15 protein-coding genes are annotated in these 17,410 nt (G+C 46.9%); 3 read left to right on the forward strand and 12 right to left on the reverse strand.

Annotated features, from left to right (window positions below; translation table 11 throughout):
* Positions 1-59: 59 nt before the first annotated feature.
* From ACNAZ4_RS10105 to ACNAZ4_RS10135, 7 genes are all read right to left on the reverse strand, one after another.
* Positions 60-452 (reverse strand): DUF2177 family protein, encoded by a 393-nt coding sequence (locus ACNAZ4_RS10105; RefSeq protein ID WP_415814222.1) that lies wholly within the window; start codon positions 450-452, stop codon positions 60-62.
* A gap of 142 nt (positions 453-594) precedes the next feature.
* On the reverse strand, positions 595-2,202 hold the full coding sequence (locus ACNAZ4_RS10110; protein ID WP_415814223.1) for an FMN-binding glutamate synthase family protein: 1,608 nt from the start codon (positions 2,200-2,202) through the stop codon (positions 595-597).
* A 15-nt stretch (positions 2,203-2,217) separates the two neighbouring features.
* A complete protein-coding gene (locus ACNAZ4_RS10115; protein ID WP_415814224.1) occupies positions 2,218-2,847 on the reverse strand; it encodes an NAD(P)H-binding protein in 630 nt (209 codons plus the stop codon).
* A gap of 121 nt (positions 2,848-2,968) precedes the next feature.
* Positions 2,969-5,044, reverse strand: a complete 2,076-nt coding sequence (locus ACNAZ4_RS10120; RefSeq protein WP_415814225.1) for a catalase — start codon at positions 5,042-5,044, stop codon at positions 2,969-2,971.
* Between the two features lie 456 nt (positions 5,045-5,500).
* Complete coding sequence (locus tag ACNAZ4_RS10125) at positions 5,501-6,004, reverse strand: ferritin (RefSeq protein ID WP_415814226.1); 504 nt, start codon at positions 6,002-6,004, stop codon at positions 5,501-5,503.
* A gap of 179 nt (positions 6,005-6,183) precedes the next feature.
* On the reverse strand, positions 6,184-7,971 hold the full coding sequence (locus ACNAZ4_RS10130; RefSeq protein WP_415814227.1) for a YhgE/Pip domain-containing protein: 1,788 nt from the start codon (positions 7,969-7,971) through the stop codon (positions 6,184-6,186).
* A 2-nt stretch (positions 7,972-7,973) separates the two neighbouring features.
* Entirely contained in the window at positions 7,974-10,031 is a 2,058-nt protein-coding gene (locus tag ACNAZ4_RS10135; RefSeq protein ID WP_415814228.1) for an efflux RND transporter permease subunit, read from the reverse strand.
* Between the two features lie 154 nt (positions 10,032-10,185).
* On the opposite strand from ACNAZ4_RS10135, the gene ACNAZ4_RS10140 reads away from it, so the two are divergent.
* Positions 10,186-10,740 carry a TetR/AcrR family transcriptional regulator gene (locus ACNAZ4_RS10140; protein WP_415814229.1) on the forward strand — a complete coding sequence of 185 codons (555 nt, stop codon included), beginning with the start codon at positions 10,186-10,188 and terminating at the stop codon, positions 10,738-10,740.
* Positions 10,741-10,772: 32 nt separating this feature from the next.
* On the opposite strand, the gene rlmD is transcribed toward ACNAZ4_RS10140, so the two are convergent.
* Positions 10,773-12,248 carry a 23S rRNA (uracil(1939)-C(5))-methyltransferase RlmD gene (gene rlmD, locus ACNAZ4_RS10145; RefSeq protein WP_415814231.1) on the reverse strand — a complete coding sequence of 492 codons (1,476 nt, stop codon included), beginning with the start codon at positions 12,246-12,248 and terminating at the stop codon, positions 10,773-10,775.
* A 15-nt stretch (positions 12,249-12,263) separates the two neighbouring features.
* A complete protein-coding gene (locus tag ACNAZ4_RS10150; protein ID WP_415814232.1) occupies positions 12,264-13,124 on the reverse strand; it encodes a DNA-3-methyladenine glycosylase family protein in 861 nt (286 codons plus the stop codon).
* A 105-nt stretch (positions 13,125-13,229) separates the two neighbouring features.
* Here ACNAZ4_RS10150 and ACNAZ4_RS10155 point away from each other — a divergent pair, with 105 nt between their 5' ends.
* Entirely contained in the window at positions 13,230-13,484 is a 255-nt protein-coding gene (locus ACNAZ4_RS10155; protein ID WP_415814233.1) for a hypothetical protein, read from the forward strand.
* A 19-nt stretch (positions 13,485-13,503) separates the two neighbouring features.
* Here the strand turns inward: ACNAZ4_RS10155 and pdaA are convergent, their stop codons facing one another.
* The 3 genes from pdaA to ACNAZ4_RS10170 all read right to left on the reverse strand — a co-directional run bounded on the left by pdaA (position 13,504) and on the right by ACNAZ4_RS10170 (position 16,713).
* Positions 13,504-14,313, reverse strand: coding sequence for a delta-lactam-biosynthetic de-N-acetylase (gene pdaA / locus ACNAZ4_RS10160; protein ID WP_415814234.1), 810 nt, complete (start codon positions 14,311-14,313; stop codon positions 13,504-13,506).
* A gap of 160 nt (positions 14,314-14,473) precedes the next feature.
* The gene (locus tag ACNAZ4_RS10165; RefSeq protein WP_415814235.1) at positions 14,474-16,027 is read right to left on the reverse strand and encodes a fumarate hydratase; all 1,554 of its coding nucleotides are present in this window, start codon (positions 16,025-16,027) and stop codon (positions 14,474-14,476) included.
* 500 nt (positions 16,028-16,527) lie between these two features.
* A complete protein-coding gene (locus ACNAZ4_RS10170) occupies positions 16,528-16,713 on the reverse strand; it encodes an SE1561 family protein (protein WP_415814237.1) in 186 nt (61 codons plus the stop codon).
* Positions 16,714-16,896: 183 nt separating this feature from the next.
* Between ACNAZ4_RS10170 and ACNAZ4_RS10175 the strand changes: the two genes are divergently transcribed.
* A complete protein-coding gene (locus ACNAZ4_RS10175; protein ID WP_415814238.1) occupies positions 16,897-17,400 on the forward strand; it encodes a DUF421 domain-containing protein in 504 nt (167 codons plus the stop codon).
* Positions 17,401-17,410 lie beyond the last annotated feature (10 nt).

Here is a 17,410-nt window from a genome sequence, read left to right on the forward strand (position 1 = left end):
GTAAAGTATGAATCTATCAACAAAGCCTGCCCAAAAATGATTGGGCAGGCTTTTGCTTTTCACTTCTTGAATTTCCGGCCGATAAAAAAGCTTACCAAAGATGAACTACCACAGATGAAGGTTCCCCACACCAAGTCGATCGCTGTGATCAACAGCGGCCAATCCATTAGTGTCGCCTGGTTGGTCAAGTCGAATGTGGCGTAGCACACAAGGCCAAAGAACCCACCATTCCCGAGAGCCGACTTCCAGCTGTTTTGCTGAATCGACGGTTTTACAGCAAAATACACAAGCCCTGCGATGAACAGGATATAAAACAAAGCAGCAGCAATCCAGTTCACCTCTGGCGCCAGTAAATGGCCGATCTGCTCCTTATAGAGAGCTGGAGAAATGACTCCAAGCCACACACTATCAAGCAATAAAAAGACAACAAATGTAACAGAATAGATTCTCACTATAATCAAGGCCCCCTTCTGGTTGACTTTATTATATTAAAGCTTAGGGGGGTTTTAGAAATTTGGATATGTACTGCTTACAGTTTTTTCTCCCGTTAATAAAAATGCCTGACCTTACAATCATTAAGGCCAGGCATCACGATTATGCTTTCTTTTGCATTTGCGTCCTTCTCGCTGCAATAATCAAATCTTCTACAGGGGATACACGGCCAAGTTCATCCTTATGGACGATATGTTTCCGTTCAAACTGTGTCGGGCTGTCCAAGCCGGCCGCGGCCGCCAGATTGTACAGGCCTTCCCGCAAGGAAATGAGATAGTTTGCGACCCGGTACATTTTCTCGTCGACAACCAGGCCATCCTGAAGCTTCTTGTCCGTGGTCGCTACACCTGCTGGGCATGTATTCGTGTGGCATACCTGGGCCATGATGCAGCCAACGCTGATCATCATCCCGCGTGCGATATTCACAAGATCAGCTCCCATCGCCAGAGCGATCGCGACTTTATCAGGAGTGATCAGTTTACCTGAAGCAATCAGCTTCACACGGTCTCTTATCCCATACTGTCGGAGCATTTCATCTAATACCGGCAGCGCTGAATGAATCGGAAGGCCAACCGAATCGGCCAACTCCTGATAGGTTGCCCCTGTACCGCCTTCCCCGCCATCGACAGTAATGAAATCAGGCCCTTTGCCGCTTTCTTTCATATAAGAAACCATGTTTTCAAGTGCATCCATATCACCGACGACAATCTTCATTCCTACTGGCTTGCCGCCAACCGAGCGCAATTCCTCGATCCAGTCGAACATGGATGGCACATCGCTGAATTCATGGAATCTGTTCGGACTGTTAATCGTCTTTCCGACTTCAACGAGACGGATTTTGGCGATTTCCTCGGTGACCTTCGCCCCTTCAACATGGCCGCCTCGAGTCTTGGCCCCCTGAGCCAGCTTGATTTCAAATGCTTTTACCTGAGGCATCTCGCTTTTCTTCTTGAATTCTTCCCAGGAAAATTCGCCGTTCGGCTTGCGGACGCCAAATAAATCGGGACCGATCTGCATGATGATATCTGGGTTCCCGGCGAGGTGGTGGTCGGACAATCCACCTTCCCCCGTATTCATCCACGTCCCGCCTGCAAGGCCGAGACCTTTTGACAACGCCTGGATCGCTTTCTCGCCAAGCGCTCCATAACTCATTGCCGACTGGCCAACCTGGCCTTGCACCCTGAAAGGATAGCGGCAAGTATTTTCGCCAAGGACGACCGCATCCTCATCCTGCAGGTAATAAGGATCAGCAAGTTTTTCCTCGTTATGCTCCTTCCTGGTGAACAGGCCCTCGCCATCAATCTTGTAAACTCTTGTTTTGATTTTTCCGGCGTTATCAACCTTCATTTCTTCAGTCAACCTTGGAAAAAGCGTGTTTCGGATATAAAATCCTTCTGCCTCAAAATCGCGTAACGATCCGAAACCAATCAATCTTTCCTTATATTTCCCTGCCTTGACGACATCCTGGTATTCTTTACGCGAAAAAGGCTTCCCTTCATTGTCTGCGTTAAACAAATACTGTCTCAGTTCGGGACCGACTTGTTCGGTAAAATACCGCACTTTCCCGATGACCGGGAAGTTCCTCAGAATCGAATGCTGCTTTTGTCTGTCGTCTTTTATATATAAATAGATAAATAGCAGGATCGGCACTAGGATGATCAAAGCGATGAATGCAATCAGTATGATCACCAAATAATCTGTCAAACCCATCTGTATCCTCCTTTCCTATAATGAAGAGAATGCTTTTGTTATCACTGTATGCCCATCAGCTACCTCAAATGTCTTATTAAAGGTTGTTTCCGCCTCAAGCGACATGACAAGCACCTCAGCCAGGTCCTCGCGTGAAATTTCGGCCTCATTTCCCTCGAGTGTCACTGCGGCCGATATTTTTCCATCACCCGGTTTGTCTGTCAATGCTCCTGGCTGCACAACCGTATAGGTCAATTTTGACTGCCTTAGCATTTCATCAGGCATCTCTTTGGCCCCGATGTCCCGGCTTTCATCGCCTTCCGCTTCATTGGCTGTGATGGCACTCATCATCACGAAGCGCTGAACCCCCTGCTTCTCAGCTTCCTTTACCGTCTCAATGACTGACTCATGGTCCACCATCACCGTTCTGCCTCCCTTGGCCCTTGGATTGATGCCCGTCAGATAAATGGCCGCATCATAGCCACGGAATAAGGTTGGCAGCATTTTCTCCTCATATACCACCAATTCATTGGCGCCAAGTTTTTTCAACGTCTCGATTTGATTTTCATTGCTGATGACCGCGCATGAAGGATATCCGTTTTTCATAAGCTTGCTGACAACCAATTCCCCCACGCTGCTGTGCGCACCGAAGACAATTACCTTCATCGTTTTCCCTCCTTTGGACTTAATTACGTTCACACCCAACGCCTCACAGCCTGGTAAAAAAGAGAAACAGATAGAATCCGTTTCTCTTTATTAAAGGCTGTTTACTCATTTTCGAACTTCATTAAATCATTCGATTCCAGTGGCGGTGTTCAGCTATTGCCTTGATGAATGCCTGGCCCTCTCCTGTCACTTCTTTGCTGTTTTCAAAAACGATGACACCCGGGGCATCTTCTACGCCAATTCCTGCAGCGGCCAGAAGTTCCGCCGCTTCTTTTCCAGCACCTACTGCTTTTAAGTGGCTGAACGCCTCATCCACAAAATAAAGTGCTTCCTTTTTCTGCTTCAGGCTGTCGACACTCTGCTGGCCTCCGGCAACGTATAAAGCGTCAAAAAGAACTGAGCTTCCTGTCAGGAGCGTGTGCTGGGCTTCAAGCTCAGTCCCGTCATCGGCCTTGATCATGCCGAGCTGTTTGCTGACGATTTCTGCTGTGATCCCGCTCTTTTTAAGCATGTCCATCACACCGGAAACTTCTGCACCGCTAAAGCCATGGTCAGCAAGGATCGCAACCTTTCTCGTATTCGGGAGCTTTGCGGTATTCATCTGGCTTAACGCTGGCGAAGATAAGGTCACTTCTGCCGGTTTGCTTTCCGGGTTTTTCGCTCCCAGGCTTTCTGCCACCTGCTCTGCCAGGAAATTATCAATATTGCCAAGCATCTCGACAACCTGCTGCTGAATATCCTTGCTTTTCACTTTTCCAAGCTCAAAGCTGAAGGCCTGGATCATATGCTGCTTTTCAACATCAGACATGCTGTTCCAGAAAAGAATCGCCTGTGAATAGTGGTCCTTGAAGCTGTCGCTTCGTGCCTGGACCTTTCGTCCATCCACTTTCTCCTGATAATGCTCATATCCGCCTTCGCTCGGAGACACAGGTTTTGGATCGTTATTCTGCATCGAGTTTTTATGGTAGGCAACCGGGCCGCGGTCAATAGTCATTCGGTGCATACCATCGCGCTGATTGTTATGGAACGGACATACCGGCCTGTTGATCGGGATTTCATGGAAGTTCGGACCGCCGAGACGGGAAAGCTGTGTGTCGGTATAGGAGAACAAACGCCCTTGAAGCAGCGGGTCATTTGAAAAATCGATTCCCGGCACGACATGTCCCGGATGGAAAGCGACCTGTTCTGTTTCCGCAAAATAGTTGGTCACATTCTGGTTCAGCGTCATTTTTCCAATGATCTTGACTGGCACCTGTTCTTCTGGCCAGAGTTTTGTTGGATCCAGGACATCGAAATCGAATTTGAATTCATCTTCTTCGTCAATCATCTGGACGCCAAGCTCGTACTCCGGATAATTCCCCATCTCGATCGCATCAAAAAGATCACGACGATGGAAATCAGGGTCCTTTCCGGCAAGCTTCTGTGCCTCATCCCATACTAAAGAATGGACACCCAGTACTGGTTTCCAGTGGAATTTAATAAAACGGGCCTTGCCTTGTTCATTGACGAACCTGAATGTATGGACACCGAAGCCCTCCATCATTCGCAGACTCCGCGGAATCGCCCGGTCTGAGATATGCCACATGATCATATGTGCGGACTCGGTATTGTTCGCGATGAAATCCCAGAACGTGTCATGCGCTGACTGCGCCTGCGGGATTTCATTATGCGGTTCCGGTTTGACTGCGTGAATCAAATCAGGGAACTTGATCGCATCCTGGATGAAGAAGACCGGGATGTTGTTGCCGACAAGATCGTAATTTCCCTCTTCTGTATAAAATTTAGTCGAAAACCCGCGGACATCACGGACGGTATCGCCCGATCCTCGTGAACCCGCGACCGTGGAAAAGCGCACAAAGACTGGAGTCTTTTTTGCCGGATCCTGCAGGAATCCTGCTTTCGTATATTCAGCCATTGGCTCGTACACCTGGAAGTAGCCATGAGCCGCAAATCCCCTTGCATGGACTATACGCTCAGGAATGCGCTCATGATCAAAATGGGTCATCTTCTCACGGAAATGGAAATCCTCCATCAATGTCGGACCGCGCTCCCCCGCCTTCAAGGAATGTTCATCTTCAGAAACACGCAGTCCCTGGTTCGTTGTCAATGCTTCACCGTCATGACCAGACCTGAACTGTTCCAGCTGCTGATCTTTTGAATTTTCGTTCACAGATTGATGGTTATCATTTTTCTTCACTGATTCATTCCTCCATTTACGATGTGGGAGCACATTATGTAACCGTTCACAAGATGAAATAACAGACCAGAACACCAGGCCTTTGTACGTACATGCTCCTCTATGACGTATACCACAAGGAAAAGCCCGCTAAACGAATAGTTAGCAGGCTGTGATTTTATAGATTATTATTTGCATTTTCAGGAGAGGGGACAAATCTCTGCCAACCGGTAATAAAACTGCGCTAACCGGTAATATATTCAGCGAAACCGGTAATAAAACTGCACTAACCGGTAATATATTCAGCCCAACCGGGAATAAAATTCCTTCCATCCATATAAGGCAACAAAACAGGCGAATTTCTCTCTCTGGCTTGAGCCATTTTAGCCTTTAACACCTATTTTTCAGGTCAGCTTTTCTTTTTGGGGATAAAAAAACAGGATTCCGGCCAGGAGTCCTGTTTTTCTGAATTTATTTTCACTCTGGTGCCGTGAATGAACGCTGGGCGAGTTCGTTTTCAAGCATGAAGAATGCGTTGCTGTCCTGGTCAATCCGGCGCAGCTTCTGGATGAGGCTGTCGAACAGGGCCTCTTCTTCGACTTGTTCCTCGATGAACCATTTCAGGAATGTCATTGTTGCGTGCTCCCGTTCGTCGAGAGCGATATCTGCCAGGTTATAGATACGACGAGTGACTTCCTTCTCGTGTGCAAGTCCTTTTTCGAATACATCAAGGACAGATTCGAAATCGTTTGATGGCGCATTGAAGCCATCGAATGTCACACGCTCACCCATATCATTGATGAAATTGTAAAACTTCATCGCGTGGAAGCGTTCTTCTTCGGCTTGTACCATAAAGAAGTTTGCAAAACCATCTAAATTCTCCGCCGAGCAATACGCAGCCATCGCCATGTAAGCATGCGCGGAATAAAATTCATAATTCATTTGTTCAACCAATTCATTTACCAGCTTGTCACTGATCATACTAATTCCTCCTCAGTCCATGCAGCTCTTTTCTTTTTACGCTAACATAGTTATTTTGCCTTCACTATTGAATTTTACCCTTTTCCTCATGTTAAAACCATCTTTATCCAAAGGAAAAGGAAACAAAAAAAGAACAGTCCTGAAGGGCAAAGTTCATGCCGCCAGACTGTTCTTATCCGTTAAAACAATTCCATCAAAAGCGCCCAGAAACCTTTCTTTTTCTCTGGCTTTGCTTTTTTCTCTGCTTGCTCTTCTTTTTCGATCGCTTTTGTTTTGATGACGAATTGAACGGAAGCCACTTTTTCATTTTTGGCGGAAACAAAGGAAACTGGTTCAAAGTCTGACTTATCATATTCCTTAATCATCTCATTGATTTTCTGCTTCATTTGATCGGGCAGGTCCTTCGTTTCATCATTCAACTTGCTTGTTCCATCGTGCAGTTTGCCGACTCCATTATTCAGTTCGCCTGTGCCGTCAGCCAGACCTGTGATTCCTGTGTGCAGATCATTATAGGAAGTGGCAAGCTTGCTTACTCCCCCTGTATAGCCCACGAGGCCGGAATGGAACTGACCGTATTTAGAGGACAATTCCTTGATCCCTTTTTGCAGCTGGTCCAGGCCGCTCATATCTGTGTTCTTTAAGGAGGCAGAAAGTTCACCTGCAATCCCATTAAGCGCAGTGCCCATTTCTGTTACTGATCCGCTAATCTGGCTCAATGTCGGGTCTACGGCTGCAAAAGCTTTCTGTACCTGTGAATAGGTTCCTTTGACTGTCTGGGCAGCTGCATAGGAATCGACCAATTTCTTGACTACACTGGCGTCTGCGCCGCTCTTGTATAAGACCGCTATTTCTTCCTCAGAAACTTGTTGGTCCGGAATTCCCTTAACCGCCCCATCAAGTGCACCATAAGCCGCTGCGTAATTTTCCCGCAACACTGTCAGGGCATTCGCGGTCTGTTTCATCCCATCCGCCAATTGAGTCAGTCCTTCTGGCAATTCGCTCAGGCTCCTCATGTCCATTTGCGCAGTATCACTTGAAAGGGATGTACTGATTTTTTTCAAGGCATCGCCAATTGAATTCGATGCACCTACAATTTGCGAGGACGATCCGTTGAGTTGACTGATGCCATTTTTATATTTTGCCGAGCCATCACGGAGACTTGCTGCTCCATCATTCAATTGCGAAACACCTTTGTTCAAGTCGGCAACACCTTTATTCAGTTCGCTGATTGCATCTGACAATGTCGACATGTCATCAGTCATGTTCTCCATCTCGGAAGTATCAATTGGCAATGTGGATGGAACTGCGGCGATATTGATGCCGGTGAATTCAAAATCATCGACGTCTGCCTTGAGGCTGAGATCTTCCTCCTTGCCTGGCATGACCGTAAAGGTGATTTGCTTGTTCTTTCCGGCGTTCGCAAGCATGCCTCCTTCTGCTTCCAAATTTTGATAGCTGTTTGAGAGCTGCAGCGAGATTTGCAATAAGTAATTTTCAAAGTAGATTGCGTCTGCTTTTTCATTGGCCGCAGTATGGATCCTGATCTCCAGCTGTCCATTTTTACCAGCCAGCTCAGAGGCTTCTATCTTGCTTCCATCCAGCAAATAGGAAACATCTATTGACCAAGGCAATTCCGTATTGTCAGCCATGTTTCCCTGATAATAAAACTTTCCTTCGGGAGCATCAAATTGGACGGCCTCGCCATCCTGATCCAGTTTGGATAGATTTGTGAGATTCTTGACGCTGCTATATTCACCGTAGTCGACAGTCTTGCCGGCCTCCGCAACATTCAGCGTATTGACGACATAAATATCATCAAGTTTTCCATTGGCTTCTAACGTGGCATATACCACCTCATCCTTCGAGGTGATTTTGCCTTCTCCTTCTGCCGCAGCAGCTTGATCAAGAAATGAAGGCAAGACTATCATCAGAGCGAGAGCAGCAGGCAGTAACTTTTTTGTCCTCATCATCATTTCTCCTCATAAAAATTTGCTTTATAGGTCGTCTTTTTAATGAATCCATCGAATACCAGCAGCATAGCTGGCAAGAGGAACACGACCATCACGAACGCCAGCATTGCCCCCCTGCCCAACAGCAGGCCGATTGAGCCGACAATCGGATTCGATGATGTCAGCCATAAAATGAACCCGACGCTCGATAAAATCGCTGCAGAAATCGAAATCGAAAATGTCTTTTCATCCAATGTTTTTATGATTGCCTTCCTGGCGGGCATTTCCCGGCGGTTATGCTGGTAAGCTTCCGTTAAAAGAATCGCGTAGTCCACCGTTGCCGCCAGCTGGACTGTACTGATGATCAAATATCCAACAAATACCAGCGACGAACTCGTGAAATACGGAATCGACAGGTTGATCCAGACCGCGGACTGAATCGTGATCAGCAGCACGAGTGGAATCGAAATAGACTTAAATGTCACCAGCAGGACAATCGCGATCGTAACAACCGTCAATACATTCACGACGATATTATCCTTATTGACAACATTCTTGATATCATACAATGTCACGCTTTCCCCCAGGCCAAGGGCTTTGTCGCCATAATACTTCGCAGCCGTTTTTTCCACCTTCTGGACGATGGAAAAAGGGACATCCCCTTTTGTTCCCTGATTCGTATTGATGATGATCCTGCTGTAATTTTCCGAGTAAAACTCTTTGGTGATCGATTCATCCAGATATTCAGGGGGGATGACAGAACCTACCATATTTACATAAGCGATAACGCTTGTGACATAATCAAGGTTCTCCAGCTCCTCGACTAATTCCGATTCCTTCGCGCGGTCTCCCTTAGGAACCAGAAGGACAATCGGTGTTGTTTCGCCAAAGGCTTCCTTAATCTCGGTAAAATCACTGCCCGCACGCGTCGTTTCCGGCTGCACGCCAAGCCCGTATGTAAAGGCAGTATTGCTCTGTGCCAGGAAGCTTGGAATGATAATCGCAAAAACTAGCAGCAAGCTAGGAATTTTCAGCTTGACGACAAAATCCCCTATACCTGTAAAACTCGGGACAAAGCTTCTGTGCTCTGTCTTATCCATCCATTTATAAAACAGCAGGGTGAGCGCTGGCAAAAACACCATGACACTGATGAAGCTGAGGATGATTCCTTTTACAAGATTGATCCCGAGATCGGAGCCGATTTCGAACTTCATGAAGGTCAGGGCGATAAAGCCAAAAAAGGTTGTCGCAGCACTGGCTGTAATTGCCGGGAATGACTTCTTCATCGCCAGCTGCATTGCTTCCGCAGGATTACTCGTTGTCTTTCGATAATCAGAGAAGCTGTGAAGCAAAAAGACAGCATAATCGAGGGAAACCGCCAGCTGCAGGATCGGTGAAACCGACTGGGTGACGAAGGAGACCTCTCCGATGAAGATGTTCGTTCCCAGGTTGATCAGCACTGAGACCCCGATAGCTGTCAGGAAGAACAGCGGCTCAATCCATGAGTTCGTCGAAACCACGAGAATGAAGATAATGATCGGGACGAGCAGCATTCCTGCATACATCGATTCCTTACCTGCCATTTTTTGGGATGAAGCCGTATTGATGGCTTCTCCGGCAATCGCTCCATCTTCACCGATCAACTCATAAATTTCATCGGTAATCCTGACCTCATCACCAGAACGGACACTGATCGAGAACAGCGCGTTCCCATCTTTATAATAATTCTCAACCGTTCCTTCATCTGCCATTTCAATTGGGGTTTTCAAATCGATGACATCATCGAGCCAAATCACTTCTCCCACACCATCGATGGCAGACAACTTTTCCTTGTAGGCTATGGCTTCCTGCAAGGTAATATCCTTGATCATGACCCTTGTATCAGGGACATCGGCGGTGAATTCCTGCTCCATAATTTCCATCGCCCTTGTTGACTGGGCATCTTCCGGCAGATAATCCACCATATTATAATTGACGGACACAAAAAACTGCGCCACTATTGAAATCAGCGCAAATAAAGCAAATGCGATGACAACTGCTTTTTTATGCTTAATGATTTTTTCTGTAATGCTGTTCATATTTAACCTCACTTGAGTCTTTTACATTTTCACTTTATCATTATATAAACACGGTGTTGGCTATTCAACAAACAGTTGTGTACATAACGTACATTACACAACATAAAATTATTTTCTGTTGGGAAACGATAAAAAAGGACGCTGATTTTTAAAAATGGACAGAAGAAAAAAATATACCAGGATGGTTTTAAAGGAAAGCCTGATGGCATTGCTGAAAGAAAAGCCCATTTCGAGCCTTACGATCAAGGAAATCTGTGAGCTGGCTGATATCAACCGATCCACTTTTTATGCCCATTTTTCCAGTCAATATGATCTGCTGAACGCGATCGAAGAGGAATTCATTGAAGATATGGTTTCGACACTGAATCAATATAATTTCTCCAAAGCAGAAGAGGCTTTGAAAATGACCGAGAAGATTCTAGAGTATATTGCCAGGAACAGCGATGTATGCAAAATGCTGCTAAGCGAAAACAGCGATATACACTTCCAGAAAAAAGGGATGAAAATCACCCAGGAATTCATTTTCAAAAACTGGATTACCGACAGCCAGTTTGACCAGGAAACATTCGAATATATCAATATCTTTGTTGTCAGCGGCAGTATCTATGTGATCAAAAATTGGGTGGAAAACGGCATGGACAAGACACCAGGGGAAATGGCCGAAATCATTAACAACTTCATCAATCATGGATTGTCAAATATACGATAAAGCGCCAGCCCCAATCCGGGCCGGCGCTTTCATCATTTTAATACCAGTCTCGTGACACTCTCAATCTGTGAGGTGTGAGGGAACATGTCGACTGGCTGGATGTATTCAACTTTGTATTTTCCTCCAAGTGTCTGGATGTCTTTTGCCAGCGTAGAAGGATTGCAGGAAACGTAAACAAAGGTTTTCGGCTTGATTTTCAGGACGGTCTTCAGGAATTCGTCATCGCAGCCTGTGCGCGGCGGATCGACGACGATCACATCCGGGCGCCAGCCTTCCTCCAGCCATTTCGGAAGCAATTCCTCAGCCTTGCCAACATAGAATCTGGCATAGCTGACATCATGCTTCAGCGCATTCTTCCTGGCATCTTCTATCGATTCCGGAATGAGATCCATCCCGCGAACCTCGCCTGCCTGATCTGCCATCCACAAACCAATCGTCCCAACTCCGCAATACGCATCCACCAGCTTCTCCCTGCCTGTCAGCCTGGCCGCAGCTTTTGCTTCATTGTAAAGCTTTACCGTCTGCTCAGGATTCAGCTGGAAGAAGGTCCTTGCTGAAAGTTCGAATTGCAGGTCACCCAGGGTTTCCTGGATAAAATCACTGCCCTCTAACGTAGCGGTTTCGCTGCCAAAAATGACCGACGTTTTTTCTCCGTTGACGTTCTGAACAATCGAGTTGACCTCAGGAAGACGCTTCTTGATTTCCGCGATGATCAGGTCTTTTTTCGGAAGTTTTTTTTTCGCCGTGATTAGGACAATCTGCAGCTCGCCAGTCTGGACTCCTGTCCTGGCAACGATTGTCCGCACAAGACCCTTATGTTTTTTCTCATTGTAGATTGGTATTTTCAAGTCCTGAAGTATCCCTTTTACAACCTCGGTAGCCTTGGTCGTAGCCGGATGCTGGACCGCACACTGCTCGATATTGATCAGATTATGAGAATTGAGACCGTACAGGCCGGCAAGCACCTTTCCGTCCTTTTCGCCAACCTGGAACTGGCTTTTGTTCCGGTAACCCCATGGATTTTCCATGCCGATTGTCGGACGGATTTCAAGCTGCTCGATTTTCAGTCTTGTATGGCGTTCCAATGCCTGGATGACGATGTCACGCTTTTCATTCAGCTGCTGATCATAGCGCAAATGCTGCAGCTGGCAGCCGCCGCACTGGTCGTATACCGGACAGAGCGGCTTGATCCGATGCTCGGAATGTTTGCGGATTTTCTTGATTTTTGCCTCTGCGAACTTCGGGTGGACCTTTGTCGCTTCAGCAACGATCTCCTCGCCTGGCAGCGCACCGGGCACGAACACGACCTGGCGCTTGAAATAGCCGACACCCTCTCCATTGATACCCAGGCGCTTGATCGTTAGCGGGAACGTTTGCTTCAGCTCCAGCTTTGGTGCTTGCTGGTCTTTATTCGCTGGCCCTTTTGAAAATTTTCTGGCAGGTTGACCATTATTCTTTTGCGGGGATTTTTTCACTTGCTGACCTTTATTCACTTGCTCGTTTTTCATAAAACTTCACTCCAATTATTCAATGCTTCTCCATAAATAGAGCGAAGCATAGCTTAAATAAGGATTCCATGGCTCCTTGTATTTTTCCATCTGTGGAAGGTCCGGCTTGTCGTCCAGCTTAAAATATTTCTTCAGCGCATTCTGGATGCCGATGTCACCCATCGGGAATAAATTCGGCCTGCCAAGCGCGAACATCAGGAAATTTTCCACCGTCCACGGACCGACACCGCGAATCTTGATCAATTCCTTGGACACTTCAACATCAGCCATGGTTTTCAATTTTTCAAAATCAAGCTGGCAGGATGCAGTCAGCTCTCCGATTCCGATCACATACTCCGCCTTGCGACCGCTGAATTGCAATTCGCGCAGCTCCTCAACCTTCAGTTTGGCGACTCTTTCCGGTGAGGGATAGAACCAGACTCCATCGACCTGTTCGCCGAAAGCCTGCACGAACCGTTCCGTCAGCGTAAAAGCAAACTTCAGGTTCACCTGCTGGTGGATGATGCTCTTGATCAAGCTGGAAAAAGGATCGAATTCCAGCACAAGAGGTGTTCCTAAATGGTCGTTGAACAAGCCTTTTAATTCAGTACTTTGAAAATGCTCATGGACCTGGAGCAATTCCACATCCCATTGAAAAATTTCCGTCAGACGATTCAGCGTTTTTTCTTTTTCATCACTGGCACGGACCACGAATTCAGGCTTTTCCAGCGTACCCGTCGCAATTACATCCGCAACGATTTTTTTATCATCAAAAGCAAGCGGCACCCTGACAAGCCGCTGCTCGATATCAACAGCGTTCAAAGGATCAAGCGCCAGCCTGCTCAAAGCCAGGTCAAAATTATACGGCCCAGTAATGGCTACCTTCTCTTCCCACATAAACAAACCGCCCTCATCTATTTTCCCCGTATTATAGCATTTCCGTGCTGTTTTTACGAAAATAGTGCTGAGCTTCTGAGCGGTAATTGATATTTATAGGGGGAATTGCGGTATTTTTGGCGAATTGCACCTTTTATTAAGATGATTCCTGTCTTTACGGCTGAGTCTCACCTTTTTAAGCAGGCCCATTTCCGTTTTATTGGCGGAGTTCACAACTTTATTGGCGATAATAGATGTTTTATTGGCGATTTTTTTATTTTATTGGCGAAAATCACTGGTTTATTGGCGAAAATTAATTTTTATTGGCGAACTGGTAAATACGCGCCTTTTTTTCCAATTGAAATATCCCGGCAACCATAAAATTGCCGGGATCAAACCATCAGTACATCATTGGATCCTTCATGCCGCCTTTTTTGAGCATCAGTTCATCCAGGTTTTTGAATTGATAGCCCTGTTCTTTCAAATCCCTGATGACTTTTCCAAGAGCGTCCGCATTGTCCTTCGAAACTGTGTGTAAAAGCAGGACGGCACCTGGATGGACCTGGGTCATTATTTTATCGTAGGCATATTGCGCGCCTTTTTGCTGGTCGGTGTTCCAGTCGACGAAAGCGAGTGACCAGAATACATGGGTATAGCCGGCTTCTTTCGCGACCGCCATTGTCCTTTCGCTGAAAATCCCTCTTGGAGGCCGCAGATAGCTCATATGCTTTTTGCCGGTGATCCGTTCGGTTTCAGCGCGGACCATCTCCAGTTCCTTCTTGATTTTTTCATCGCTGATTTGGGTCATGTCAGGATGATGCCAGGAGTGGTTGCCGATGATATGGCCTTCATTCGCCATCCGGACCACAAGCTCGGGGGCACTCTCGAGATAATGACCCGTGATGAAAAAGGCTGCAGGAACCTGCTCTTCTTTTAACACATCGAGAATTTTTGGAGTATAGCCATTTTCATAGCCATTATCGAAGGTCAGGTACAAATCCTTGGTGTTTTTGTCTCCTTTATAGACCGCTCCATGGTCTTCAAGAATGACCTCGAACATCCTTCCGGCATCGGCCTGCCTACCGTTCCGGCCCTTTTTGAATCCCCAGTGCAATGGTGAGTTCGAATTTTCCTCCGCGCCTGTCGCTGCCGGCAGGGCAATCAACAGCAGCATTGCGGACGCAAGCAGTATCTTCACTAACGTTTTCATGATGTTCCTCCATTGATGTTTTTCTTTATTGTTTGCCTGGAGGTGAAAAAAATTCTACAAACGGGGAACTTTTGCAGCGGTATCAATGGTAAGGGGACATTATCAGCAATCGAATAAAAAGGAGCCTCGCTGTAAATCCAGCACGAGACTCCTTTTTTTCTTACTTATAAACTCGATCGGCGAATTGCGCCAATTTTTCGAGGGATGATTTCTCAACATCTTCGTGCAGGCTGTTTCCGTGCGAATCCATCGTGACGACTGCGGTAAAGCCTTCGACATTGAGGTGCCACATTGCTTCAGGAATACCGAAGTTCATCAGGTCCACGCCTTCTACAGACTTGATGCAGTCCGCATAATACTGGGCTGCACCGCCGATGGCATTCAGGTAAACTCCGCCATGCTCTTGCAAAGCAGCAAGCGTCTTCTTACCCATTCCGCCTTTTCCGATGACCGCGCGGATGCCGAATTTTTTCATGATATCCCCCTGGTAAGGCTCCTCACGAATGCTTGTTGTCGGGCCAGCAGCCTTCACATGCCAGTTACCTTCTTCATCCTTCAGCATGACCGGGCCGCAATGGTAGATGACCTGGCCATTCAAGTCGACAGGAGAATCGTGGTCTGACAGATACTTATGAATCGCGTCACGGCCAGTGTACATCATGCCATTGATCTGGACGACATCTCCGACTTTGAGCTCACGTATTTGCTCTTCTGTGATAGGAGCGGTTAATGTGACGACATTCTGTTCTGCCGGTGCTTCGGCAGCTGCCGCGATTTCCTGTGCAGCAGGCTGGGCGAAATCGATCTTCTCACCCTCCTGGTACATCCATTCCTGGATTTCACCGGTTTCAGGGTTCACCGCTACACCTAGGCGGCGGTATGCCCAGCAGTTATACGCAACAGATACGTAGAAGCTTGCCGGAATACGGTTCATAACACCGACTTTGCATCCAAGGAGCGTCGTTTCGCCGCCAAAACCCATCGTTCCGATCCCAAGCTTGTTGGCATTTTCCATGACATATTCTTCAAGCTCACGGAGTTCCGGCAGCGGATTGACATCATCTACAGTACGGAATAATTGCTCTTTCGCAAGGTCATAGCCTGAAGAACGGTCGCCGCCAATGCCCACGCCGATGAAGCCTGCGCTGCAGCCTTGTCCTTGTGCCTGGTAGACTGAGTGCATGATGCACTTGCGGATTCCGTCAAGGTCTCGTCCAGCACGTCCTAGTCCTTCCAATTCAGCAGGAAGGCTGTACTGGATATTTTTATTTTCACAGCCGCCGCCTTTTAAAATCAGGCGGGCGTCAATATAGTCTTTTTCCCATTGCTCGAACTTGATGACAGGAGTGCCGCCGCCAAGATTGTCACCGCTGTTCTCACCTGTCAATGAATCAACAGAGTTCGGCCGCAGCTTGCCATCCTTCGTTGCCTGGGCAATCGCATTGTAAATCGCTTTTTTCATCTCAAGCTGGTTTGCACCTACAGGAGTTTTGATCTTAAAGGTTGGAAGACCAGTATCCTGGCAAATTGGCGATACATTGTCATCAGCCATTTTGATGTTGTTCGTGATCGTATCAAGGCTCATTGCTGAACGGGTTCCCGCGTTCTCGCGCTCCGCCGCTGCTTTGATCGCCCTGCGCACATCCTTAGGAAGGTTCGTGGATGTTTCAACAACCAACTGGTACATGCTTTCCTGGAACTTTTCGATATTCATTCGTCTACCCCTCTCCCCATGTTTGCTATCTCTTTATATGTGAAAATTTTATAACAATTTCTCCGATATCATTATACTCCTATCACCCAGCTATTTAAAGATAGAATGTGGAATCGTTTACAAACAGAAAAGCGGAAGCGCCTTGGTCAGCCCCGACAAGCGTTGGAGGGCCGACCAGTGAAGTCGTACTTTGACTTCATTGGGCGGACCGAAACCGAAATGCGGAGGCGACTGTCCAACTCCGACAAGCGCTGGAGGGCCTGACAGTGAAGTCGGTCTTTGACTTCATTGGCAGGACCGAAGCGACTCGAGGAGTTAGGAGCCGCAGCTAGACACGTCTCGAGCTGCTCAAAGCTAACGCTTCTCGCAAGATAATCGCGGAAGCCAATTCAGGGATGAAAACTGGCTAGGCGCTGGGGCTGGACAAAGAAAAGCGGAAGCGCCTTGGTCAGCCCCGACAAGCTGGCTAAATAAAAAAGAGACCTCATAAAAAAGGTCCCTTACAAATCACGATTCTTGAATTCGCGGCATTTGGCATCCATTTCTTCGACGATCTGGATCATGCGGTCGATATCTTCCAGGTCCGCTTCTACTGGATCAATTGCTTCAAGCAATTCAGCGAACATATCCAGACGCTGCTTCAGGAATACAACCTGTGTATTTTTATCATTTATCTGACTTCCCACTATTATCGCTCCTTTCACTACCGTTAACATCCTACCGAAAAATGGACGATTGTGCAATATTTATCAAAATGCACCCTATCCTTTTGGGGTTATTATAATCGCCCACTGCTATTGGATAGTATTCCCCCTTCACAATATGTTTGCACAGACTTTTTAAGGAAAAAACATATATGAGGTGATTAAATGCTATTTAATTCTTGGGATGCCGTCTGGCGCACCCTTATTGTCGGGATTCTTGCTTATGCTGCCCTTGTCCTTTTATTGCGTATTTCCGGAAAACGGACGCTGTCTAAAATGAATGCCTTCGACTTGATTGTCACAGTCGCATTAGGTTCTACCCTAGCGACAATCCTTTTGAATAAAAAAGTTGCCCTTGTTGAAGGAGTTTCTGCATTTTTTATTTTAATTGCCCTGCAATATATAGTGGCATGGCTGTCGATACGTTCAGACGGTTTCAAAAAGCTGGTCAAATCTGATCCGCAATTATTATTTTACCGTGGGAATTACTTAAAGGAAAAAATCATCAAAGAACGGGTTTTGGAGGTGGAAATCCTCCAGGCAGCGCGTTCCAGCGGCATTAATTCTATGAACCAGGTGGAAGCGGTTGTCTTGGAAACAGACGGCAGCATTTCCGTGATCAAAAAATCGGACTCAGAAACGGACACGCTTTCCAGTGTGGATAAATAAAAGAAGCAGG

The sequence above is a fragment of the Mesobacillus thioparans genome, assembly GCF_965138835.1.
Taxonomy (GTDB): Bacteria; Bacillota; Bacilli; order Bacillales; family Cytobacillaceae; genus Mesobacillus; species Mesobacillus thioparans.